At 50.6% G+C, this 23,826-nt stretch carries 26 protein-coding genes and 1 pseudogene; 14 read left to right on the top strand and 13 right to left on the bottom strand.

Features of this window, described 5'->3' with window-relative positions; genetic code table 11:
• Positions 1-6: 6 nt before the first annotated feature.
• From coaE to ACTBZS_RS06010, 6 genes and pseudogenes are all read right to left on the bottom strand, one after another.
• Entirely contained in the window at positions 7-660 is a 654-nt protein-coding gene (coaE, locus tag ACTBZS_RS06035) for a dephospho-CoA kinase (RefSeq protein WP_463043566.1), read from the bottom strand.
• Between the two features lie 13 nt (positions 661-673).
• Positions 674-1,123 carry a prepilin peptidase gene (locus ACTBZS_RS06030; protein WP_463043574.1) on the bottom strand — a complete coding sequence of 150 codons (450 nt, stop codon included), beginning with the start codon at positions 1,121-1,123 and terminating at the stop codon, positions 674-676.
• Between the two features lie 87 nt (positions 1,124-1,210).
• Positions 1,211-1,366, bottom strand: a pseudogene (locus ACTBZS_RS06025) (prepilin peptidase); the annotation flags it as partial.
• 74 nt (positions 1,367-1,440) lie between these two features.
• Positions 1,441-2,700: an HlyC/CorC family transporter gene (locus ACTBZS_RS06020; RefSeq protein ID WP_463043565.1), complete on the bottom strand. Its 1,260-nt coding sequence runs from the start codon at positions 2,698-2,700 to the stop codon at positions 1,441-1,443.
• Positions 2,701-2,830: 130 nt separating this feature from the next.
• Positions 2,831-3,886, bottom strand: coding sequence for a porin (locus tag ACTBZS_RS06015; protein ID WP_463043564.1), 1,056 nt, complete (start codon positions 3,884-3,886; stop codon positions 2,831-2,833).
• A gap of 372 nt (positions 3,887-4,258) precedes the next feature.
• A complete protein-coding gene (locus tag ACTBZS_RS06010) occupies positions 4,259-4,867 on the bottom strand; it encodes an OmpW/AlkL family protein (protein WP_022653426.1) in 609 nt (202 codons plus the stop codon).
• A 259-nt stretch (positions 4,868-5,126) separates the two neighbouring features.
• Between ACTBZS_RS06010 and ubiD the strand changes: the two genes are divergently transcribed.
• Both ubiD and ACTBZS_RS06000 read left to right on the top strand, forming a co-directional pair.
• Positions 5,127-6,608: a 4-hydroxy-3-polyprenylbenzoate decarboxylase gene (ubiD, locus tag ACTBZS_RS06005; protein WP_463043563.1), complete on the top strand. Its 1,482-nt coding sequence runs from the start codon at positions 5,127-5,129 to the stop codon at positions 6,606-6,608.
• Positions 6,605-6,982 carry a DUF423 domain-containing protein gene (locus ACTBZS_RS06000; RefSeq protein ID WP_463043562.1) on the top strand — a complete coding sequence of 126 codons (378 nt, stop codon included), beginning with the start codon at positions 6,605-6,607 and terminating at the stop codon, positions 6,980-6,982. Before ubiD ends, ACTBZS_RS06000 begins: the two co-directional genes overlap by 4 nt.
• Here ACTBZS_RS06000 and ACTBZS_RS05995 read toward each other — a convergent pair.
• Positions 6,901-7,806, bottom strand: a complete 906-nt coding sequence (locus tag ACTBZS_RS05995; protein ID WP_463043561.1) for a ProQ/FINO family protein — start codon at positions 7,804-7,806, stop codon at positions 6,901-6,903. The two genes, ACTBZS_RS06000 and ACTBZS_RS05995, sit on opposite strands and share 82 nt — an antisense overlap.
• A gap of 251 nt (positions 7,807-8,057) precedes the next feature.
• Here ACTBZS_RS05995 and ACTBZS_RS05990 point away from each other — a divergent pair, with 251 nt between their 5' ends.
• The 6 genes from ACTBZS_RS05990 to ACTBZS_RS05965 all read left to right on the top strand — a co-directional run bounded on the left by ACTBZS_RS05990 (position 8,058) and on the right by ACTBZS_RS05965 (position 12,975).
• Positions 8,058-8,606 (top strand): DUF2802 domain-containing protein, encoded by a 549-nt coding sequence (locus tag ACTBZS_RS05990; RefSeq protein WP_463043560.1) that lies wholly within the window; start codon positions 8,058-8,060, stop codon positions 8,604-8,606.
• Between the two features lie 12 nt (positions 8,607-8,618).
• Complete coding sequence (gene fliK, locus ACTBZS_RS05985) at positions 8,619-9,941, top strand: flagellar hook-length control protein FliK (protein ID WP_463043559.1); 1,323 nt, start codon at positions 8,619-8,621, stop codon at positions 9,939-9,941.
• Positions 9,934-10,263, top strand: a complete 330-nt coding sequence (locus ACTBZS_RS05980; RefSeq protein WP_460430860.1) for an EscU/YscU/HrcU family type III secretion system export apparatus switch protein — start codon at positions 9,934-9,936, stop codon at positions 10,261-10,263. Before fliK ends, ACTBZS_RS05980 begins: the two co-directional genes overlap by 8 nt.
• A 2-nt stretch (positions 10,264-10,265) precedes the next feature.
• Entirely contained in the window at positions 10,266-11,117 is an 852-nt protein-coding gene (locus ACTBZS_RS05975; protein ID WP_463043558.1) for an NAD(P)-dependent oxidoreductase, read from the top strand.
• Between the two features lie 65 nt (positions 11,118-11,182).
• The gene (locus ACTBZS_RS05970; protein ID WP_460430862.1) at positions 11,183-11,785 is read left to right on the top strand and encodes an LPP20 family lipoprotein; all 603 of its coding nucleotides are present in this window, start codon (positions 11,183-11,185) and stop codon (positions 11,783-11,785) included.
• Between the two features lie 8 nt (positions 11,786-11,793).
• The gene (locus ACTBZS_RS05965; RefSeq protein ID WP_460430863.1) at positions 11,794-12,975 is read left to right on the top strand and encodes a flagella assembly protein FlgT middle domain-containing protein; all 1,182 of its coding nucleotides are present in this window, start codon (positions 11,794-11,796) and stop codon (positions 12,973-12,975) included.
• A gap of 39 nt (positions 12,976-13,014) precedes the next feature.
• On the opposite strand, the gene ACTBZS_RS05960 is transcribed toward ACTBZS_RS05965, so the two are convergent.
• Positions 13,015-14,634, bottom strand: a complete 1,620-nt coding sequence (locus ACTBZS_RS05960; RefSeq protein ID WP_463043557.1) for a DUF342 domain-containing protein — start codon at positions 14,632-14,634, stop codon at positions 13,015-13,017.
• Positions 14,635-14,816: 182 nt separating this feature from the next.
• On the opposite strand from ACTBZS_RS05960, the gene hemE reads away from it, so the two are divergent.
• From hemE to ACTBZS_RS05930, 6 genes are all read left to right on the top strand, one after another.
• Positions 14,817-15,884: a uroporphyrinogen decarboxylase gene (hemE, locus tag ACTBZS_RS05955; RefSeq protein WP_463043573.1), complete on the top strand. Its 1,068-nt coding sequence runs from the start codon at positions 14,817-14,819 to the stop codon at positions 15,882-15,884.
• A complete protein-coding gene (locus ACTBZS_RS05950; RefSeq protein ID WP_463043556.1) occupies positions 15,881-18,067 on the top strand; it encodes a primosomal protein N' in 2,187 nt (728 codons plus the stop codon). Before hemE ends, ACTBZS_RS05950 begins: the two co-directional genes overlap by 4 nt.
• Positions 18,068-18,156: 89 nt before the next feature.
• Positions 18,157-18,423, top strand: coding sequence for a glutaredoxin 3 (gene grxC / locus ACTBZS_RS05945; protein ID WP_460430866.1), 267 nt, complete (start codon positions 18,157-18,159; stop codon positions 18,421-18,423).
• A 98-nt stretch (positions 18,424-18,521) separates the two neighbouring features.
• Positions 18,522-18,971, top strand: a complete 450-nt coding sequence (secB, locus tag ACTBZS_RS05940) for a protein-export chaperone SecB (RefSeq protein ID WP_463043555.1) — start codon at positions 18,522-18,524, stop codon at positions 18,969-18,971.
• Positions 18,961-19,425, top strand: a complete 465-nt coding sequence (locus ACTBZS_RS05935) for an SH3 domain-containing protein (RefSeq protein ID WP_022653440.1) — start codon at positions 18,961-18,963, stop codon at positions 19,423-19,425. Before secB ends, ACTBZS_RS05935 begins: the two co-directional genes overlap by 11 nt.
• Positions 19,426-20,418 (top strand): NAD(P)H-dependent glycerol-3-phosphate dehydrogenase, encoded by a 993-nt coding sequence (locus tag ACTBZS_RS05930; protein WP_463043554.1) that lies wholly within the window; start codon positions 19,426-19,428, stop codon positions 20,416-20,418.
• Here the strand turns inward: ACTBZS_RS05930 and ACTBZS_RS05925 are convergent.
• The 5 genes from ACTBZS_RS05925 to ACTBZS_RS05905 form a co-directional block, all read right to left on the bottom strand.
• A complete protein-coding gene (locus ACTBZS_RS05925; RefSeq protein ID WP_460430870.1) occupies positions 20,415-20,555 on the bottom strand; it encodes a DUF2256 domain-containing protein in 141 nt (46 codons plus the stop codon). The genes ACTBZS_RS05930 and ACTBZS_RS05925 overlap by 4 nt on opposite strands.
• Positions 20,556-20,623: 68 nt before the next feature.
• Positions 20,624-21,376, bottom strand: coding sequence for an SDR family NAD(P)-dependent oxidoreductase (locus tag ACTBZS_RS05920; protein ID WP_463043553.1), 753 nt, complete (start codon positions 21,374-21,376; stop codon positions 20,624-20,626).
• On the bottom strand, positions 21,373-22,173 hold the full coding sequence (gene folE2, locus ACTBZS_RS05915) for a GTP cyclohydrolase FolE2 (protein WP_463043572.1): 801 nt from the start codon (positions 22,171-22,173) through the stop codon (positions 21,373-21,375). The genes ACTBZS_RS05920 and folE2 overlap by 4 nt, the downstream gene beginning before the upstream one ends.
• A 54-nt stretch (positions 22,174-22,227) precedes the next feature.
• Complete coding sequence (locus ACTBZS_RS05910; protein WP_463043552.1) at positions 22,228-22,812, bottom strand: glutathione peroxidase; 585 nt, start codon at positions 22,810-22,812, stop codon at positions 22,228-22,230.
• Positions 22,813-22,911: 99 nt separating this feature from the next.
• On the bottom strand, positions 22,912-23,544 hold the full coding sequence (locus ACTBZS_RS05905) for a pseudouridine synthase (protein WP_463043551.1): 633 nt from the start codon (positions 23,542-23,544) through the stop codon (positions 22,912-22,914).
• Between the last annotated feature and the right edge of the window lie 282 nt (positions 23,545-23,826).

Raw genomic sequence — 23,826 nt, 5'->3', positions numbered from 1 at the left:
GACGGACTACAATCTGGAAGCAGCTTGCGTGGCAAGCGCTAGATAATAGTGATGTTTCTGCTCAACTTGCAGCAATAAGTGTGATAAATCTTTGCTATTGTCAATCACATCTTGCGCCGCAGCAAGTCGCTGTGCACGGGTCAATTGATTGGCCATAATGGCTTGCACTTGTTCAACCGTCAATCCACTACGCTGTTGCACCCGCTCAATTTGCTGCTGCTCGGCACAATCAACCACCAGCGTGCGCGATAAATGCGGGGTGTAATGCCCCAACTCGAATAACAACGGTACCACCAACACCGCATACGGTGTCGTCACTTGGCTTAACTGCTGTAGGCTTTGTGTCAAAATTAACGGATGTAAAACCTGTTCGAGTTTTTGTTTTTCCTCTGGCTGATTAAACACACGCTGTCTCATCCAAGCCCGATTCAGTGCCCCGTCGGCTAAGCGACACTCACGACCAAATACGGCTTCTAAGGCTGGCATTGCCATACCCTCGGCAGAGGTTAACTGATGTGCAATCACATCCGTATCAATCACTGCGACACCGAATGTCGCAAAATGCGCAGCCGCAGCACTCTTACCACTGCCAATACCCCCTGTTAAACCAAGGACCCAAAGGTGAACGGGAAGCGTAGGTAAAGAAGCGGGGGACAACAAAGGGCGATTCCTTTTACTGATGAGAATAAGAAAAAAGCTGCCAAAGATAGATGACCGCCCCAGCACAGGCCAGTGCGGGTGCAAATGGGATGTAAGGTGTTTGCTGTCGTTGACGCCACAACACACCATACACAATCGCCAAGGACGAGGCGGATAATAACACCAAAGGCAAATTTTCTAAGCCAATCCACGCCGCAATCGCCGCAAATAACTTAGCATCGCCTAAACCAAGTCCCATCTCACCTCGCCATAACCAATAGCCCTGAGCAACAAGCCATAGCAGAAGATAAGCAAGGGCAGCGGCAAGCACGGCTTCTTGTGTCGAGAGACGCTGATCTGGGCCCAGCACAGTCCACAATAGCCCCAGCCATAACAAGGAGAGTGTCAAAACATCCGGCAACAATAAATGCTGAATGTCGATCATCGCGAGGGCAAACAAGAGGCTAAGCAACAGCGCTGTCATGAAAGCAGTCACAGGTGTTGCAATGAACCAATATGAGCCGCCCCAACAAAGCATGGTTGCACACTCAACCAGAGGATAACGGCGTGAGATCGGTGACTGGCAATAGCGGCACAGTCCCCGTTGCGCCAAAAAACTCCCTATGGGTATTAAGTCTATGGCCACCAGCCGGTGTTGACAGTTTGGGCAATGAGAGGGTGGCCACGCCAAATTGAAGCGAGTCGTGCCTTCGGGCGACATCAGCATCAGCGGTAGCCGATAAATCACGACATTTAAAAAGCTACCGCACAGCAAACCAAGGACACAGGCCAAAGCTAACATCAGCGAACACAGGGAATCAGCTTGACACGTTTCACGGCACGCTCATGTGTTTGCAGAATTTCAAATACACAACCATAGCGTTTGAAACAGGTCCCCACTTCGGGAATGTCTTGAAAATAGTCGAGGATTAAACCATTCAAGGTTTTGGGGCCATCGAGAGGGAAATTTGTCCCACACAGACGATTCAGTTCTCGCAACTGTATTGTGCCATCAACCTCTAACATGCCATCTTCTTTGGCTAATAATCGATTGTCACGAGCAGGGGCTTGAGTGGTAAAACGGCCAACGAGTTGTTCTAGGATATCTTCTAGGGTGACTAAACCGAGTAGCTCACCATATTCATCCACCACAATCGCAATTCGGCGATGGTTTTCTTGAAAGCTTTGCAATTGAGTAAAGAGTGGTGTGCCTGCAGGGATAAAGTAAGGCACACGCAAAACAGAACGTAAAGCATCAACACTGAGATCTTCACTAGAAAGATGCAAAACTTTTTTGGCATGCAAAATACCGACAATATTGTCCTGATTACCCTCACACACTAATAACCGCGTATGGTGGCAAGTCCGCAACTGGTGGTCGATGATATCCATCTCATCTGCAAGATTGATCATTTCAATTTGCCCACGCGGCACCATCACATCATCGACTGTTTGATTCTCCAGCTCAAATAGGTTGAGCAACATACTTTGGTGTTTCTTCTCAACAAACTGTCCCGACTCCAATACCAATACCCGCAGCTCTTCTGGGGTCAACATGGGTGTTTCAGGTTGCGGTTGCACACGCAAGATACGAATGGTTGCCTTAACAAATAGGTTTACAAACCAAACGACCGGATAAAACAGTTTTAACAATCCAGTTAGCGGATAACTTGCAACGACAGCAATTCGGTCGGGATGCGTTGCAGCAATCACTTTTGGTGTTGCCTCGGAAAAAACCAGAATGGCAAAGGTAACGCCTAACGTTGCAATACCGAGTGCGGCTTCATTTTGACCGAATAGTCGAAAAGTAATCACTGTTGAGAGAGAGGCAGCAGCGGAGTTAACGAAGTTATTGCCTAACAGAATGACACCTAGCAACTTATCCGTTTGCGCTAATAGGGTTTGCGCCAATTTTGCACCACGATGGCCTTGTGTGGCTTTATTTTTTAAGCGAAAGCGATTGGCTGCCATCATTGCCGTTTCTGACATAGAGAAACCGGCAGAGAATAATAATAACAATACCAAAGCTAAGGAAAGCGTGGATAAAGGAATGTCGTCCAAGGTAGATATTTGTAAAGAATAAAGACTGCAGCAGTATCGTGAGGAGGATAGGTCGCTGTCAAGCGCAACAAAAAAGGCAGCCGAAGCTGCCTTTTTTCATTCTTAATTTAACCCTCTTGCGAGGAAAAAATTAGAAGTTGTGACGCACGCCAACACCGAAAGATTGCTCTTTGTCGGTATCTTTAGCAATGTTGCTGTCCCAGTTCACTTGACCGTAGGACACGTAAGCAGCAGTGCGCTTGGACAATGCGTAGTCAGCACCGATCACGAATTGGTTGTAGCCAGAGTCATTCAACTCTTTGCCATCCAACTTCATATCCCAACCTTTAGCAAAGGACACGCGAGGCGTGATTGCACCGATGGTGTAGGAAGCAGTCAATGCCATTTCGCGAGTTTTCACTTCACCATTCAAAGCGCCGGTGTAAGCACCGTAGCTTGCATCGGAACCGCTCTTAACTTGCTGGTAACCCAAGGCCACGTACAGGTTGTTAGCATCGTAACCAGCTTCTACGCGATGGCCGTGACCAGCTTCGTTGTTCTTGATGGCATCGCCGTAGCGCAAGTAGCTGTATGCGGCAAAGACACCGTTGTTGCTGTAAGCAACAGCCAAGTTAGCGGTGTTTTTGTCAGTGCGTTCGCCAGCATTGTAAGCGCGCACTTCGTCAGCGCCGTACAGGGCGGACACAGTGAAGCCACCGAAGTTAGGGCTGTCGTAACGGATAGCGTTGTTCACACGGCCGTCGGTACGGGTGAAGATGCCCAAACCGTTTACGCTGCCTTTGGCAGAACCGTACATCCATGGATCAACTTGTTCCATGTCGCTGTTTTGGTAGGTGGACAAACGACCCACGCGCACTTTACCGAAGCCACCTTCAACACCGATGAAGCTGTCACGGGTTGCGAAGCGGTTGCCAGTGGAGTTGTCATCAAAGCTCAGGCCTTGCTCAACTTGCCAAATCGCTTTCAGGCCATTGCCCAGGTCTTCAGAACCTTTGAAACCGATGCGAGAGGTGTCAACCATGTTAACGGTCATGCCACCTTTCAAGTCGCCGTTAGGTGCGTTCACAAAGGAATCACCCAAGGTTTTGTTGTAACCAACTTCAGCAGCCAATTTACCGTACAGAACCACGTCAGCCATTGCAGCAGCTGGCAAAGTAGCAATTGCAATCGCAATCAACTTTTTCATCGCAAGAATCCTTAATTTTTGTTGGACAAAGCTGGCAACATCACAGCCCAGCTTGAGAAAAACCAGCGCAACACGAACACCAGTCTTTGCAGTGCAATATAGCGGTCATCGTTGCAAAAACACCAACGCCGGCCAAGTCATAACACGACAATCAAAGCACTGCAGCAAACAAAAAACACATAACATCATGTTTAAAAAAACATTTTTGTGTTTAAGCCAGTGTTGCAAAAAACACACACATCAAGTCATCTTCAGAAAAGGTGTACAAAAAACACAACACCATGGCATAACACCATCCGACAAATGACAGAAAAAAAACGGCACTGCCAAAAAACAGTGCCGCAAGATACAACGAGAGGGAATAAATAAAGCTTAGAACTTCATCCCTACGCCCACACCGAAGACCCATGGGTTGATGCCGAGGTTACCAATTTTGGCACCATCTAATTTCACATCGGTATCAATCCAAATTTTCTTGACGTCCACGTTCACGAACACGTCTTTGGTCACACCAATATCAACACCTGCTTGCAAAGCGCCACCGAAGCTACCGCTTTCCACGTCCAATTTTTTACCAGCAAATTTCAGGTCATTGTCGTAGAAGAAGGTGTAGTTCAGACCAGCACCAACGTATGGACGAATTTGACCTTCTGGGTTGAAGTGCCATTGCAAAGTCACAGTTGGAGGCAGGTGACTGATTTTGCCCAAGCTGGTGCCACCAGATTTCAGTTCGTGACGGGCAGTGCCCAAGATCAATTCAGCAGCCAAGTTTTTGGTCACGAAGTAGGTCAGGTCGAGTTCTGGTACCACTTGGTTCGACACATTCACGCCCAAAGCGTTGATGGTGGCGGTACGAGACTCTTCTGGGTTGATGCTAATAGCGCGCAAACGAACCAACACATCACCCGCTTCAGCAAAAGCAGGAGCAGCAACACCAGCGAACAACGAGCCAGCCACGAGGGCGAGAGCGATTTTTTTCATGTTTTTCTCCGAAGATACAAACGATTTTCAAAAACTTGCCACCAAGCGGTTACTACCGCACAGTCAAGCAGGGTAAACTTTTTTAACTGCACGCACTCTACCCAAGCTAGAGTATGAAAAAAACCCTGTTGTTGTAAAAAACAGACGCTAATCCGGTGTGGATATGACTTAAATCAAACAGCAGCGAACTCAATGCAGCAAATTGACGACAGTTTTCACTGCATCAAACCCTATTTTTCGCATGAGAAGCCATAAGAAAATGTCATTCGTTTATCGCGATCTACGAGATTTTATCGATTTACTAGAAAAAAAACGGTTACTCCACCGAATTTCACGCCCAGTTTCACCCATTTTAGAAATGACAGAGATTGGAGACCGTGTGTTACGACAAGGTGGCCCTGCTTTGTTGTTTCAAACCCCACAACATGGCAACACCTGCTATGACATTCCTGTGTTAGCCAACTTATTTGGTACCCCAGAACGGGTTGCCCTCGGTATGGGAGCCGAAGATCTAGCGCAGTTGCGCGAAATCGGCAAAACCTTGGCTTATCTCAAAGAGCCAGAGCCCCCCAAAGGGCTGCGGGATGCATGGGACAAACTGCCATTACTGAAGCAAGTGCTCAGCATGGCACCAAAAGAGGTAAAAAAGGCGCCATGCCAAGACATTATTTGGGAAGGGGAGGACGTTGATCTCAGTCGGCTACCAATACAACATTGTTGGCCAGGTGATGTTGCGCCTTTAATCACTTGGGGACTCACTGTCACCCGAGGGCCAAATAAAAAACGACAAAATTTGGGAATTTATCGCCAACAGGTACTCAGTCGTAATCGTGTCATTATGCGGTGGCTGGCACATCGTGGTGGCGCCCTCGATTACCGAGAATTTAGACAACGCTTTCCCGATCAACCGTACCCCGTTGCAGTGGTCTTGGGTTGTGATCCCGCCACCATTCTAGGTGCAGTGACACCCGTACCGGACACATTAAGTGAATACCAATTTGCTGGCTTACTGCGCGGCAGTCGCACTGAACTGGTGAAGTGCATTGGATCAGATTTACAGGTCCCAGCAAGTGCCGAAATAGTGTTGGAAGGGTTTATCTATCCAAATGATCTTGCACTGGAAGGCCCTTATGGTGACCACACCGGTTACTACAATGAACAAGATCATTTTCCCGTGTTTACCATCGAGCGCATCACCATGCGCCAGCAGCCGATTTATCACAGTACGTACACCGGCAAACCCCCAGATGAGCCTGCAATTCTCGGTGTCGCACTCAATGAAGTTTTTGTACCGATTTTACAAAAGCAGTTTCCAGAAATTGTTGATTTCTACTTGCCGCCAGAGGGATGCAGTTATCGCATGGCCGTGGTCAGTATCAAAAAACAATACCCCGGTCATGCAAAACGGGTAATGATGGGTGTGTGGTCTTTCCTACGCCAGTTTATGTATACCAAGTTTATTGTCATTGTTGATGAGGATGTTAATACCCGTGACTGGAAGGAAGTCATTTGGGCCATTACAACACGAATGGACCCCGTACGAGATACCACGCTGATCGAGCATACGCCGATTGATTACCTTGACTTTGCCAGCCCCATTTCTGGCTTAGGTGGCAAAATGGGACTGGATGCGACTAACAAATTACCAGGGGAAACACATCGCGAATGGGGTACGCCAATCACGATGGATCAAGCCACCAAAAATAAAATCGATACGATATGGCAGGAGCTTGGACTGTGAAACGTTATGTGCTCACCTATACGCTATTCTTATTAGCCGTGGGCGTCGCACTGGGCGCATTTGGCGCCCATGCCTTAAAACACCAATTGAGTGCGACTGCCTTACAGAATTGGCATACCGCAGTCAATTACCAATTCTGGCATGGCTTGGGTGCGGGTTTACTGTGGCTAATCGCCAGCCAACGGCCAGCATTCGAGCGTTTTTACCTAAGTGCGTTACTGCTGTTAATCGGCACGACTCTATTTTCTGGCAGTCTGTATCTACACAGTCTTTCCGGCTGGAAGCCTTTAGTTTATTTGACGCCGATTGGTGGCAGTTTAATGCTGGTCGGTTGGTTTTGGGCCGCATATTGGGCATGGCGCGCACGCGATTGAGAACGCAAAGGTCGCGTCATCTGGCGTGCCACCCGATGACGCGAGGGAAAAGCCAAGGGTAAAGGCTCTGGGCGAGGCGGCAGACCCGGTGGACACGCCCCACCGAGATCCACCAACACGTGCCGCAATTGTTGAGTGACACGCTGCAAGATGAGCGTTTTTTCTGTTTTGATAGCAACCAGCCGGCGTTGGCCAATAGCGTACGTCTTTGGTTTTTGAGGACGAGCAGAAGCCGGACGAGACACGACTTGCGCCAACCAAGGCGAGGCAGTGGCAACAGGTAAAGCTGTGGCTAGCGGCGCTGGTGGGGGGACGGTGGTGGGGATTTCCGTTGGTTCAGCATCAGTGATATCACAGAAAATCAGGGTGTCAGGTACTGGTATGTCCTCCACCGGCAAAAATGTTAAACCATGCGCAAACTGCTTCACTGTCGTTGTCTCCAAACCAGCGGAAGAAACACCCTGTTTTTCATCTAAACTTGCCAATCGGATTGCCGCCTGAGCCTGTTCTTCATCAGACACCAACGCAACCGCTTCCCCAGCCAAATTATATCGCGCCCCACCTGCACGCAATGCTTTTAAATAGCGAACACGAGCACAATGCCACTGCAACACGCGTTGAATCACCTCAGGAGGAAAAACGGGCAACGCCTGTTGTAAATCATGATGTATGCCGTGTTGTAATGGTTGGTATGCTTTAAAGACACTAAAACGCCGGTACACTTCTTGTTCAGCGCGGCGCAATTGTTCTCGTTTGGAAAGGCGTTGGATGGAAGCCGCCCATGCCTCGTGCAAAATAGAACTTGAGATAGAGTTGGTAGCCATAGCATCAAAGTTAGCAGTTTTGCTGAAGTTGCGCACAACCCAAGCCGGTTTTCTATGCGAAAATGCCACGATTGTTGTCGTTTACGCCCACCAAGAAAAGACGTCATTGACTTTGGGAAGCAACGCACGATCAGCTTAACAGTGAGAGGCAGCGGCATTCAAGACAGTAGTAGAGTCACCTAAAACCACCTAGACTTTCTTAAAATAGCTTTTGCAGTCGTGTGTATTCTTTTATTTGATGGATTACCAATATGGAACATGCGGTTTCCTGGTCTGATCTAATTTGGGTATTGATGGCCCTTGCGGCTTTATATGCTCTGGAAATGTGGCTACTCCTACGCCGACATCGGCGGTCACAGTTGGATAGTCTTCATCTTGATACATTACAAAAACAAATGACTGCATTACAAAAAGACATGCGAGCCCTTGCACAGCGGATAGAACGCCTAGAAAGACGCCCTATGCGTGAAGAGGTGTTACGTCCTGTGGCCGATATTTCGCCGATACCTGACCCTGTGATCAATCCCCCTCCTCCCGCACCAGCACCGGTACCGTCACCGACAGAGTCGATACCAGAAACACCACCACCCCACATCCCTCCGCCACCAAAACCGATCAGTCCACCTCCGCGCACCAAAGTGGTGGATCCCTCCGTGCCTGATCCAAATAGCACGCCCTATCGGCGTGCAATTGAATTAGCCCGCAGTGGTGTTGCGGCAGCAGAAGTAGCACAGGCCTGTGGTATCTCGCGTTCAGAGGCTGAACTGATTGTGGCTTTATATCGCCGAACCCCTTCTTGATGAGGTTTTCTTATGCAACAGGTTAATTCCGTTGCCGGTCTCAATCCGGTGCAATTGGCCCGCTTCGTCAAAGACGTCGGCAAGCCTCTTCTTGAAGTCAATCCCATCCCGCCACGCTTACCCTCACTTAAGGTAGGCGAAGAGGTAACAGCGAGGGTTGTCAACACCTTACCTGACAACCGCTTTGTGGTGATGGTAAAGAATAATCTACTGACACTAAACGTCAGCACCCGTGGTGAACAAGCACTTGGCGCGGAACCGGGCTCTTTAATGAAGTTAAAAGTGGCCTCGGTCGGCCCACGCTTAACCTTCACCATGGCGTCAGAGGTGGCCAACGAGCCCGTTAACCGCTCGATGAGCCGTGTCACGCTGTCCGGTGCCACACGCTATTTATCAGCACTGTTGCTACAAGCGCGCAGTCAGTTCCCATCAGAAAGTGGAGAGCCTCGTCTATCGGCACGCAATACGGCCTTTGGCCGTGACATGAATTGGAACAATCAAGCCGCAGGGAAAGTGGTTGATTTTGGCGCGGCTGCACTCGGTAAACAGGCTAATTTAACCACCCGATTAACCAGTCTTGCCAAACCTTGGCCTAGTCAAATGGCAGGAACACAAGCCCTATTTAACACCCCAGCCAAAGTGTCTCAACTCCTTAGTGCGAATCAAGACTTACCGCTTCCAGACAGTCAAACCTTAGCAACTGGCTTGAAAAAATTGGTGTCTAGTAGCGGTTTATTTTATGAATCGCATCTGAAAGAATGGTTTAAAGGAGAACGTCCTTTAGCCGAGTTATTAGAACAACCTCAAGCAAAGGCCGAGTTGCCACGAGCCATCCTCAATTTACTCAAACCTACCGAAGGTCAAACGATTGATGAAGCTTTATTAGCCAATAAACTGGCCGACCTTGCGGGCAAGGGTGCAAATAAAGAGTCAAGCTCTGTCAATATGAGTCCCCTGCTTGGACAAATTGTGTCAAAACAACTCGACGTATTCGAATTTAGACAAGTCGCTTTTCAGGGTGAATTGTGGCCGGGGCAATCTTTTATCCTGCAAATTGAACAGCCACCGGAAGAACAACGTACCGAAGAACGCCAAGCCTATGGCAGCGAAGAAGAAAGGACTTGGCACACCCGTCTTGCGATGGACTTACCCTCTCTTGGCGGTGTGGAAGCACGTTTAAGCGTTGGGCCACAGGGCGTGTCATTACATTTCGTGACCGAGCGAGGTGATGTCGCACAACTCATCGACACCCATCGCACGCGACTCCAACAAGGCTTTTTAAGCGCCGGCCTGTCACTGAACCAGTTCCAAATCGACCGGGGTTCGCATGACTAACCAACGCTATAAACGTCAAACCGCCGTTGCCCTTGCGTATGGTTCAGGGCAAACAGCACCACGGGTGGTTGCTAAAGGACGGGGCGAATTGGCCGAACGGATTATTGATCGAGCAAAAGAATCGGGGGTCTTTGTTCATGAATCGCCGGAGTTGGTTAATCTACTGATGCAAGTGGATTTAGATAGCAATATTCCGCCCGAGCTCTACCAAGCGGTTGCCGAAGTATTGGCATTTGTCTATTTTCTTGAACGACAAGCCGGTAATGACAGTGCTCTACCCCCTATTCCTGTCATGCCACCCCCACCACGAGGAGATTCCTAAACATGAATGTTGGTTATATTGGTCTTGGTATCATGGGACGCCCTTGCGCTTTGAACCTACTTAAAGCCGGACATCGCTTATTTGTTTATGCCCGTCGCCCAGAGAGTGCCGCTGAATTGGTTGCTGCAGGTGCCACATTCTGCCAATCACCCGCAGAGGTTGCACGACAGGTTGAAGTAGTCTGTTCTAATGTCTCAGATACCCCCGATGTTGAAGCCGTGATGTTGGGAGAGGAAGGGGTGATCGCTGGAGCACATCCGGGCCTCGTTGCCATTGACATGAGCACGATCAATCCGCTTACTGCCCGTCAAATTGCCGAGAAACTGGCGGCAGCAGGGGTAGACTTTTTAGATGCACCCGTCTCGGGGGGTGAGGTGGGAGCCACACAGGGCACCTTGACCATTATGGTCGGTGGGCGGGCCGAGGCATTGGCAAGAGCGATGCCGGTTTTACAAGCAATGGGACGCAGTATCACACATATTGGCGAGTCAGGTGCCGGCCAAATTGCTAAAGCATGTAATCAAATTATGGTTGGGATTCATATCGAAGCCGCAGCCGAAGCCATGAAATTAGCACGCGCAGCGGGTGTAGATCCTGCGAAAGTACGCGAGGCGCTGCTAGGTGGTTTTGCTGGTAGTCGTGTTTTAGACATACATGGTCAACGGATGATTGATGATAACTATGCCCCCGGATTCAAGGCAAAATTACATCAAAAAGACATGGGGATTGTGGCAAACACTGCCGCAGCGTTAAACGTTGCCTTACCTGCAGCCAAATTGGTTCAAGAAAAAATTGATCGTTTGGTGGCTCAAGGTGATGGAGAACTCGATTCGTCCGCGATTGCACGTTTTTGAGTGATTCGACAGCATCACGATATCCGTATATCGTATCGTCTTTTGTTTTTTCGAGGTGTGTGCTTATGTTACGTATTTTGACTTGTGCCACTGCGGTTTCACTGTTGGCCGCCTGCGTTCATCATCCCGCCCCTGCACCTGTGGTTTATGTCGATAAACCAGTACAGGTCACACCAAACAAAGTGCTCACTGATAACAGCGCCATCGGCTATGCTGGGCCGGGCTCGGTTGTTGTACCACCAGCACCAGACTTAAACGCCTATAAACCAATTAAAGTCAGTGTCGTTGGTTATGGCGCGCGGCCAACCACCAAAGGACTGAGCACCACTCAGCGCCACCTGCTGGGAATGCGTGCCGCAAAATTAGATGCATATCGTGCGATTGCTGAACAAGTTCAAGGCTTACGCTTGGTGGGTAACAGTACGGTTGAATCTATGGCGGTGAAACATGATGGTTTCCGTACCTATGTGGATGCCTATTTGCGTGGTGTGAATGTCGTTTCCACCAGCAAAAATCGTGATGGTAGCTACGAAGCACGGGCTGAAATTGAAATTGATCGCGATTTCTACCGCCAATTCTTAATGGCCTATCAGTCGATGCAAGACAACACCGTAAAGAAGACCTCTGCTGCTACCCCGGTAAAGGGTAACTACTACCTCGCCCATTGATGCTTACTTTGTCCCGTTTTCCTTGTCGCACCACAGTATTGTTTGCCCTGCTAGGTGTGCTATGCAGTGGTACCCGCGCAGATACTGGCGTGGCACCACTGCAATATGGGCTAACTGTGGCTCGTGAAATGGCCTATCAAGATGCGCTACGCGAACGCAATCGCCGTCTTGGTATCCAAATTTCGGTCAGCGAAACCCTACAAAGTGATGGTACAGCCTATCAAGCAGGGAAATTGCGTGGCCGTGCGCTGTTTGATCGGCCGGCCATTATCGCCGAGCGACAAGAAAACAATTTGCTGTACCTTACTCTTGCCCCTGATTTTGGCGGTAGTTGTGTTGGGCAAGATAAACAGCCATTGCGCCGCAGCGTGTTAATCACCCCTTTTTGGCCGCCGGCACCTGATCGAGGAGGGAATGAGTTAGCCTCGGACTTACCTCACTGGCCCACTTGGTTTGGCCATCAACTTGCTAGCACTGGATGGTTTCGTACAGTTGGGGTGGCGCAATGGAGTCCATTGAACGATGCCCATTCACACCCCAGTAGCGGCAATGCCCAAGCGCGCCAGTTAGCAACACAACATCACGCACAATTTATTGTGGCAGGGCGCATTCTGGATGCCAGTGTGAGTGGACGGGGATGGCGGATTGGTCCTTGGCTATTGGGTGAAGATGCCGCACCACAACAAGAACGTGACTGGGCTGCACCGGTCTTGATGCAAAAACCCACTGCACGCCGTTGGCAATGGGAGATGTGGGTTCATGATGGCTTAACGGGGAATGTGCTGTGGCGGCAGCTATTTACCCACGATATGGCAGAAGCCAAGCCAGCACAGATTCAAGATTGGCTCGGCGAGATGGCCGCTCACATGACAGAAGCGCTCTCATGTTTGCCTTTTACAGCACGAATTTTGCGGATTGAGAAAGGCCAGTTTTATCTTTCTGCGGGTGGAGAATCGTCCTTAGCGGTTGGAGATACGCTGTTAGTCTATCGTCAAGCACGAACTTTCCCTCTGGCCGCTACGACAACGGCTGATCCATTAGGATTGGCGGAACAAATTGTTGGCAGTGTTACCGTCACTCAAGTACAGCCTTTGTTAGCCGTTGCTACCGCCGCCGATGGCAATTTGCGCTCGGTGCAAGCAGGGGATTGGGTACGGCTTCCCCTTGCCCCCCGGCCACAAACAGATTAGGCGGATATGCTGTGCTTATCCGCCATACTGCACTATTTCTTAGCCATTTTTCTTCTCGGCATAGACCAATTGGCCTTCGGTGAGACGGAACACGCCACGGCCACAATCTTCTGCAATAAATTTTGAACGGCGCCCGACGGTAACCGTGGTGCCACCAAAAATACCTTCACGCACTGCAATATCGGCCTGATCTGCCAGCTTGGCTTCAGATAACAAAGCACGTTCCTCTTCCATCGCAGCGGAAATTTCCTCGGACACTTTACGCAAGGTATTACGCGCTCGGTCTAACATCTCGCGTTTATCAGGTTTTTCCTGTAACAATTTAATCAATTTACTGAGGTCGGCATGTTCCCGCACCTTTGCTGCGATGGCCTGTTTTTTTGCTTCCATCATCTGTTGCAACAAAGGATTCACTCCCACCGACACACGCGTATGCCCACTGCCCGGCCCCCCCAAAAAATCGGCACTCACCCCCTGTGTGGCGCGGATATAGCCACCCATGATGTAACCTTTCTTGGTGCCTTTTTTGCCAACCTCAATCCGATTCATCGCCATTACATCGGAATTGATTAAGGTTTCGCTGATATACACTGACTGTTCAGCAATCAAAATAGCATTTTCGACATACCGAGCGCGGATATTGCCCTTTGCACGAATGCGTGGTGCAGGGGCATCGCCTTCACCGTGCGCCCCTTGGCCAATAATCCCACCTTTGGCAATGATATTACCGCCGGCTTCAATGTCAGCTGCTTCGATCGTGCCTTCAACCGTCACATCACCACCGACTTTGATTTTCATGCCACTTTGCACATCTCCGGTAATCGTCAGGCTGCCAACAAAATCGACATTGCCGGTGCTGATATCTACCACTGCCATTTTGACCACAGGTTCAATATTGACCCCATCTCGCAATAACACTGGCTGACCAGCAACTGCCGCTCGCAACAAATTGGGATTTTCTGGATCAACCATTACCCCTTGCAAACGGCTGCCAAAGCGAGTGTCTTTACCGGGCGGCGGCGGGATATCTTCGCCCAACACATTTTTGCCTGCGACACCTAAGGTAGCCGGATGCCGTTGCATCACCGGCGCCCCTTCCGCCACCGTTGGAATTACACCAAGATCGCGTAAATCGACCTCACCCTTTTCATTCATGCGCGGATGACGTTCACGATTGACACTTACCAAAGGCTCAAACCACGCATCTTTGCCCTTCTCGGGAGCACGACCTTGAGCGACAAGCACCATTTCGCCGATCTGGTCACGCACAGCATTCAACACCGCTTTAGCATCTAAACCAAAGCTAATGCCTTCTTTTTGCAAAGCAACCACAGCATCTTGTGGCGAAGCGACTTTTCCGCCCCAAGCAGGGGAAACTTTGAGATAAGCCGTCAGACGATCAGGCACCACCGTGACATCATAATGGGCATCAATTTTTTGCCCGATGACTTTAGAAAAGCCAGCCTCTTGGCTAAACGCCTGCACCACCACCCGCAGCGCATTTTCATCAATTTTCCAACCGGCATAACCCTGTTGTTCAACCCAACGCAACAAGCTAATGGGGTCGGTACGGGGCACATCGGCACCGTCAACCGGCGTATAGGTCAATACCAATTCGTTGGCATGGTTTTCATTCAGTGAGAGACCGGGCACAGGCATCTTGATCATCCTCTTGTTATGTCTTTCCGCCATTGCCAGCCACCGGCAATGCGAAATGGGCTGCCAAGCATAAAGACAGCAAGTGCGGCATTATCGTCTGTCTTGCCTTGACTGGCGAGTGTTGAACGGCACGAAACCGTTATACTTGTCGTTTCTGCCAATTTTTTTATCGTGAGAATATGATGCTCCCTCTACAAAACGATACTTTTTTACGTGCCCTGTTACGTCAACCGACTGAATACACCCCCATTTGGATGATGCGGCAAGCAGGGCGCTATTTGCCAGAATACCGCGCTACTCGTGCCCGTGCTGGCCACTTTTTGGCCTTATGCAAATCGCCAGAATTGGCAACCGAAGTGACTTTACAACCGCTGGAACGCTTTCCCCTTGATGCAGCAATTTTATTCTCTGACATTCTGACGATTCCTGATGCAATGGGGTTAGGGCTGTATTTCGCTGAAGGTGAGGGGCCTAAATTCGGGCGGCCCGTGCGTGATGAAAAAGCGATTTTGGCGCTCAGCAAGCCCGATGTTGGCACCGAGTTGGCTTATGTTATGGATGCGGTCAGCAGCATTCGCCGCGCATTACAAGGTCGAGTGCCATTGATTGGTTTTAGCGGCAGTCCGTGGACTTTAGCCTGCTATATGGTCGAAGGCGGCGGTTCGGACGATTTCCGCCGCGTGAAAACCTTGGCTTATGATCGGCCAGATTTAATGCACCATCTCTTATCCGTCACCGCCGATACCGTCACGGATTATCTAAACGCCCAAATTGCTGCTGGTGCACAGGCGGTACAAATTTTTGATACGTGGGGCGGTGCTTTAGGTCATGCTGCCTATCGTGAATTCTCACTCTCTTATATGCAGCGGATTATCAGTGGTTTAACCCGTGAGGCCGAAGGCCGCCGCGTACCGGTGATTGTGTTTACCAAAAACGGTGGGCAATGGATTGAAGACATTGCCGCGATTGGATGCGATGCCATTGGTTTAGATTGGACAACCGATCTTGCTGTGGCCAAACAAAAAGTCGGCGATAAAGTCGCGCTGCAAGGCAATTTTGACCCTGTTGCCTTACATGCTCAACCTGCTGCGATTGAGCGCGAGGTAGCACGCATCTTGGCAAGCTATGGTCACGGTCATGGTCATGTGTTTAATCTCGGTCATGGTATTGGCCAAACCGTTCCACCAGAACATGCCGCGGCTTTGGTCGAAGCAGTGCATCGTCTCTCCCGCCCTTATCACGCTGTATGACCTTGTTTGACACGCCCTACACGGTACAGGTGGCGTTAGATGTACCGTTAGATCGTTGTTTTGATTACACCACCTCGGCTGCCTTGGCAATTGGGCAGCGGGTGGTGGTGCCATTTGGCCCCCGCCAATTATGTGGTGTGGTGATGGGGCCCGGTAGCCTTGAGCCACCAGTCAAATTGCGCCCCATTCAGACAGTGCTAGACGATTTGCCGCCGCTACCGACTGCTTGGCTGGATTTGGTCAAATTTGCCTCCGATTACTATTTATATCCCCTCGGTGCGACACTCTTCACCGCCTTACCAACGCGTTTGCGGCAGCCCAAGGCATGGCAGGCAAAAACCGACCCGATCTATCGTTTAACTGAAGCTGGCAAATTATCTGCCCACTGCTCAACGCGCGCCCCCCGCCAACAAGCCTTACTTGATGTGTTGCGACAACAGCCTTTATCCCTGTCTCACGCTAAACAACATTACCCAACAGCAGCCAAGTTGCTGGAAAAATGGCAGGGACAGGGATGGGTGAGCGTGGTGGACACGGCGACGGGTGAAACCCCACCGCTGGTCATTGGCCCACAGCCGACCCTCACTACCGCACAAACGGATGTCGTACAAGCACTACAACAGACAGCCACCGGTTTTAGCGTGACCCTGTTACATGGCATCACCGGCAGTGGCAAAACAGAGGTCTATCTGCGTCGTATTGCCGAGGTGTTAGCACAGGGTAAACAGGTGTTGGTGTTAGTCCCTGAAATCAGTCTCACTCCCCAGCTTGAAGCGCGTTTTCGGCATCGGTTTCCACACACACCGATGGTCAGCTTGCACAGCCAACTGGCCGAAGGCGAACGAGCACAGGCGTGGGTTGCCGCATGGCAACAACAGACACAATTGGTGATTGGCACCCGATTGGCAGTATTTACGCCGCTACCAGCCCTCGGTTTAATCATCATTGATGAAGAACACGACAGTTCTTTTAAACAACAGGAAGGGCTGCGCTATTCGGCACGCGATTTAGCCGTCTGGCGTGCTCGGCAAACCCAGATACCGATTGTGCTCGGTTCGGCCACACCAAGCCTCGAAACCCTCGCCAATGTCCAAAGTGGTCGTTATCGCTATTTGGCTTTGAATCAACGCGCCTCCGGCGCCCCTCTGCCTAACGTGCAACTGGTCGATATTCGGCAACAGCCACTCGATGCCGGTCTCTCTCCACCGGCGTTGGCCGCCATCAACCACCGCTTGCAGCAGGGCCAACTGAGTTTGGTGTATGTCAATCGTCGCGGTTATGCCCCAGCATTGGCGTGTGGTGAATGTGGTTGGCTGGCGGCATGTCCTTGTTGTTCTGCCCGTTTGGTGTGGCATAAACCACAACAGCGGCTGCGCTGCCATCATTGTGGCCACCAACAACAGATTCCCCCTGCCTGTCCCAGCTGTGGCAATGTGGATTTACGTCCCTTAGGACAAGGCACGCAACGACTGGAAGAAGCATTACAACAACACTTCCCCCATGCCCGTATTGCACGTATTGATCGCGATACCATGCAACGCAAAAGTGGCTGGGATGCACTATTGGGTAAAATTGCCCGACATGAATTAGATATTTTGGTTGGCACACAAATGTTGGCCAAGGGACATGATTTTCCGGCGTTGTCCTTGGTTGTGGTATTAAATGCCGATGGTGCGCTGTATAGCGCCAGCTATCGAGCAAGTGAGACCCTATTCGCTGAATTAACCCAAGTGGCAGGACGAGCCGGACGGGCAGACAAACGTGGTGAAGTGTTAATTCAAACCCAATTGCCACAAGACCGCCTGTATCAAGCCTTGGTAAAACATGATTTCCGAGGGTATACCCAACATCTCTTGCAAGAACGACAACAACTCGGTTGGCCGCCGTATTGTTATCAAGCCTTGTTGCGTGCTGATGCCCCACAGCTGGCAACGGCCTTGGCTTTTTTAGAACAGATTTATCAAGATTGGCACACGCAAGGGGAAGTCTATTTATTCCCCCCGCAACCCGCTGCGATGACTCGCTTAGCCAATCGAGAACGAGCCCATTTATTGTGGCAAGCCGAACACCGCAACCCGTTGCGCGCTGTGATGCAAGCACTCCGTCCCCATCTGGCCCAATATGCCCGTGCCTATGGTCATGGCTTACGCTGGTCGTTAGAGATTGATCCTTGGGAGGCCTAAAGCATCTTGCTAGACTTTACTCTCATCCCCATGTGCAAGGTCTGCAATAGACTAATGACTTATCTCACCGAGGAAAAGGAAACCGCACCATGACCGCCACTGCTAAAGTTCGCATGTATACCAGCGCCGTTTGCCCCTATTGCCAGATGGCAGAACGTTTGTTGCAACAAAAAGGGGTGGGTGATATTGAAAAAATTCGCGTTGACCTAGACCCAACACAACGTGAAGCGATGATGGAATTAACAGGTCGTCGTACTGTGCCACAGATTTTTGTCGGGGATACCCATGTTGGCGGCTATGACGATTTATCTGCACTGGATCGGGCAGGGAAATTAGACGTATTGTTAAGCGCCTAAATGCACGCTAACAGCAATTTCTGTTATTCTCAAATCTCCTTCTTTTTTCACCTATCGGCCCGTTTTGCGGGCCGCTGTTTTAGAAAGTTTTCTTTGCCATGAGCGAACAACAAGAGCTGCAACCCACTTTCTCGATTGAAAAAATCTACGTCAAAGACCTGTCGCTCGAAATTCCAAATGCACCACAAGTGTTTTTGGAGCGCGAATCCCCAGAAATTGATCTGCAATTGAATCTGGGTGCACAACAGCTGGAAGAAGGGATTTTCGAAAGCTCGATCACTGTCACCGTTACCGCCAAATTGGCAGACAGCAAAACCATGTTCTTGGTAGAAGCCACCCAAGCGGGTATTTTCCAAATTCGTCATATTCCAGCCGAAGAATTAGATCCTATCCTCGGTGTGGCATGCCCAAATATCCTGTTCCCTTACTTACGTGAAACGGTGTCTGACGTCGTCAACCGCGCAGGCTTCCCACCTGTTTTATTGTCGCCCATCAACTTCGATGCGCTGTACGCACAACGTGTCGCTCAAGCTAGCAATGAAGCGTAAAGCACGCCAACGGGTGTCAATCGCTGGCCTAGCAGGGGGATTTGCCCTGCTGCTGGCGATGCCGGCCTCGGCGCTAGAATTCCGCTCGGTCAAACAACATGGCAGCATCCTCTACGATGCGCCGGCGAGTTCAGCAAAAAAACTGTTCGTGGTCAGCCGTGGCTATCCGGTAGAAGTGTTAGCAGAACAAAATGGTTGGTCACGGATACGCGATGCGTCCGGCGGTATTGCTTGGATTGCAACACCTGACTTGCTAAAACAACGCACTGTTGTTGTAACCTCGGAACAAGCCGAAGTCCGCCAAGCACCACAAGCCACCGCCCCCCTGTTATTCACTGTGGCAAAAGACGGTGTTTTAGAGCTGATAGAGCCACCCAAAGGGGGATGGGTCAAAGTGAAACACCGTGATGGTGTCAGCGGTTATGCCCGCATTCAGTTTTTTTGGGGTCTGTAAATGCGTTTAACCGTACTCGGTGCTGGTGCGTGGGGTACGGCCCTCGCCATCGCTTATGCGCGGCATCCAGAACATCAGGTGACCCTGTGGGCACGTGATGCACAACATATCGCACAACTGGCACAACAAGGTGAAAACAGCCGCTATCTTGCCGGTGCGCTCTTACCGCCATCACTTGCTCTCAGTGCTGATTTTTCGGCAGCGGTGAGTGATGCAGACCTGCTGTTGGTCGTTACGCCAATGGCAGGGTTACGCCCGACATTGCAACAGCTGGTAGAGCAACAACAGTGCAAACCGCTGTTGTGGGCGTGTAAAGGGATTGAAGCCAACACCGGCTTATTACCGCATCAAGTGGTTGCTGAGTGTTATCCCGCCGATTTGCCTGTTGGTGTGTTGTCTGGCCCTAGCTTTGCCAAAGAAGTGGCAGCCGATTTACCGGCGGCCTTAGTGCTGGCTTCGCATGATGTCGATTTTGCCGACCGAACCGCCCAAGCTTTACACAATTCCCGTTTGCGTTTATATGCCAGCCACGATGTGATTGGTGTCGAAATCGGCGGTGCAGTAAAAAATGTGATGGCGATTGCGGCAGGTATGGCTGATGGTTTGCAGTTCGGCATGAATAGCCGTGCAGCGTTAATTACCCGAGGATTGGCAGAGATGGCACGTTTAGCCAGCCGTTTGGGAGGTGAAGCGCATACGCTGTCGGGGTTAGCTGGTATGGGTGATTTGATTTTAACCTGCACTGGCGATTTATCACGCAACCGTCGGGTTGGACAAGCCCTCGCCAGTGGCAAGACCTTGCCACAAATTTTGGCAGAACTCGGTCATGTTGCCGAGGGCGTCGCAACCGCCTATGAAACACAACGGCTGGCACAGGCGCTACAGGTGGATATGCCAATCACCGAAACCGTGTGTGCAATTTTATCTGGCACGGTCAGTATTCATACTGCCGTCAGTCAATTACTAGAACGTGGCCCGCGCCACGAATTCTAAGCACGGCGCTGTTGGCGACAACGAGTCGAACAATAGCGCACCTCGTCCCATACTTTGGCCCATTTTTTACGCCAGAAAAAAGGACGGCCACAGCATAGACAAATTTTGCTCGGCAAGGTCAGTTTGTGATGTGTCATAGCAAAAAAGGGCGGTTTTCACCGCCCAATCAGGGAGAACGCTGCACGCGCCGTTTCCGCTGGTGAGGTTAGACAGCTGGACGTTGTAAACTGGCTTGACCACCATCCACGGCAATCACTTGCCCCGTGATATGGCGCGCCGCTGGTGACAATAAGAAAGCCATCAAACCAGCAACATCTTCTGGCTCGGCCACTTGTCCTAATGGATTCATGCTTTGCATCCGCGCTTCGGCCTCTGGGTTGGCTAAGAAACGGGCAGCTAATGGCGTCCGCGTTAAGCCCGGCATCACCGTATTTACCCGAATACCTTTATTGGCATAACTGGCAGCGGCACTCATCGCCAACGCAGCCACGGCAGCTTTTGCACTGGCTACAGCTTCATGATTAGGGAAACCACTGTGCGGCATCGCCACCAGCGAGCCCACCAACACCGCTGCGGCAGGATGGCGACGCTTTAAGGCCAAGGCAGTGAAAGCGCGCAGCGCGCTAAACGCAGTAAAGGCATTTTGCCGCCACACCGTTTCAAACTCATCTTCACGACACAGGTGCAGCGGTTTTAAGCTGATGGAACCAACACAATGTGCAAAACCGTCTATCACCGGATGGTGTTCAGCCAGTTGCTGAATGGCCTGTTCTGCTGCACCACTGACAGTTAAATCCGCGCTTATGTAAGCAGTCTCTGACCCCAGCTCTGCCGCCAATTGCGCCAGCTTGCTTTCATCCCGCGCTAGCAATAACAGTTGGTGGCCTTGTTGGTACAGTTGCTGTGCCAAGACACGGCCAATCCCACCTGTGGCACCTGTGATTAAAATTGTACTCATGCGGCCACACTCGCCGAGGGCCGTTGCCAGCGAACGCGGGCAAAGGCAGAGTGGTTGTGAATCGACTCAAAGTTTTCGCTTTCCACCACAAAACGATCAATTCGGCTGTCTTCGCGTAACGCCAAAGCAATCTCGCGGACTAAGTCTTCGACAAACTTTGGATTGTCATAGGCACGCTCAGTCACCCATTTTTCATCAGGGCGTTTGAGCAGACCAAAGACTTCACACGAGGCTTTTTCTTCTGCGATTCTGACCAATTCCTCAATCGACATCGCTGCATTCAACGCCACACGCAAGGTGATTTCCGAGCGTTGATTGTGTGCGCCATAGCGAGAAATTTGTTTGGAACAAGGACAAAGGCTGGTCACTGGGGCTTTGACCTCTAATTCAAACTGCCATCCCTGTGCTGCACTCAAGCGACCAGTAAAACTGGCTTGCACATCCAACAAACTTTGCACCCCCGAGACCGGCGCGGTCTTACGAATGAAGTAGGGGAAAGTCATGCAAACCTCACCGTCAGCAGCGTGAAGGCGCGTCGTCATTTCGGATAAAAACTGTTGAAAGCTGGCAAAGTCAAACGCGCCATCAAAAGCCTCGATATGTTCGACAAAGCGCGACATGTGAGTGCCTTTTTGATCGGATGGCAGCGAAACATACATATCTAAGGTAGCCACCGTGCTTTGGGCACCGCTTGCCGTTGCGATGGAAACCGGAAAACGCAGAGCTTTGATACCGACTTGGTCAATAGCAAGGCCAAAGTCTTGCTGCGTGGCTTGGACATCAGGGAGGATTTCCAGTGCGCTCATGGTGTGAGTTCCTTGCAAAAGAATGGAGAGTGAGTCACAAGAGGGTTAGCTCGCAGCAAGATAAGGCCGCAGCACATTTTGGATAGCGGCGCTATCAGGTTCGACAGAACTGCCAAAGCTCAAGACTTTGCTTGCCTGCGGCAAGATCACGTATTTGTGAAAATTCCAGCGTGGGCTTTCGCCGGTGGCGGTACGCAGTTGTTGGTAGAACGGCATCGCATGCGGCCCCCGCACAACCGATTTTTCAATCATCGGGAACTGCACGAAGTAGGTCAGCTTGCAAAAGTCAGCGATTTCTTTATTGCTGGTTAACTCTTGCAAAAAGTCATTACTTGGAAAACCCACCACCAACAAACGGCCCTGATGTTGGCGGTAGAGCTGTTCTAGTTTTTCAAACTGCGGTGTGTAGCCACATTTGCTTGCGGTGTTAACGACCAAAATCGGGCGGTCTGCGTACTGACACAGGTTGATTTTTTCACCTTGTAGGGTGGTGAAACGGTGGTCGAGTAGTGCAGGACATTTTGGTGAGGCGGCGAGGCTCTCGCCACTCCACCATAAAGCTGCACCAAACAGTGCGACACCACACCAACTAAGACGTTGCCAATTTGGCCGAGACACGCGAGCAGACATTCTGGGACTCCCGCAAAGCAGATTGATTTAGATCAATTTATGCCCCACCTGACCCTTTGTCAAGAAATTTGTCTTATTTTTGTACTGAACAAATTAAGGTTATTTGCGGTTTGTCCATCGTATTTGTCTAACAGGAGGGGGTGACGGTTTCACGCGCTTGGATGGGGCAGGTGGCAATAAAGCTTGTTTCTCGCTGTCGGAAAGTTCGCGCCATGCGCCCAAGGGCAAATCTGCTAACTGTAATTCGCCAATTGCAACCCGAACCAAGCGCAAAGTGGGTAGCCCAACTTTGGCAGTCATCCGCCGCACTTGGCGGTTTTTGCCTTCTTTCAAGATGATTTCTAGCCACGAGGTGGGGATATTTTTGCGAAACCGCACCGGCGGTTGTCGTGGCCATAGCGTGGGTTCTGCGATCTGTCGAGCTTGGGCGGGTTGTGTCACAAAGTCGCCTAAATCGACGCCTTGTTGTAGTTGGCTAATTTGTTGTGGCGAGGGGATGCCTTCCACTTGCACCCAATAGGTTTTGGCTTGTTTGAAACGGGGGTGTGCAATCAGATGTTGTAACGGGCCATCATCGGTGAGAAGTACCAAGCCTTCGCTATCGGTATCGAGGCGGCCAGCGGGATAAACTTTTGGCACAGGGACGTAGTCGGCTAGGGATTGGTGGGGGGGTGATGGGCTAAATTGGCAAATCACGCCGTAGGGTTTGTTGAGTAGGATGACTTTTGACATAGAAAGATGATTTTTTGAACGGTAATAAGGTTCGGGGGCGGTTTTTTAGCATATTTGTGTGGCGATAGGGCGATGATGTCGCGGTGGGACAAGCGGGGGTAGGGGTGAAGCGGTGTATTTGTGTGGCGTTTTGAGTAATTTGAGTAATTGGTGCGTCGCCCCTGCGGGGTGACGGCACCGTACGGATAAACTTTTACCTACGGCACAGAGCCGCGTAGGGTGCATCACCCTGAAAGGGCGATGCACCAATTAACCCGAATCAATCAGCCACGTAGGTTGGGT

This window comes from Aquaspirillum sp. (genome assembly GCF_055136605.1).
The sequence above is the reverse complement of the archived record's forward strand: the minus strand, read 5'-3'. Positions and strand labels throughout refer to the sequence as shown.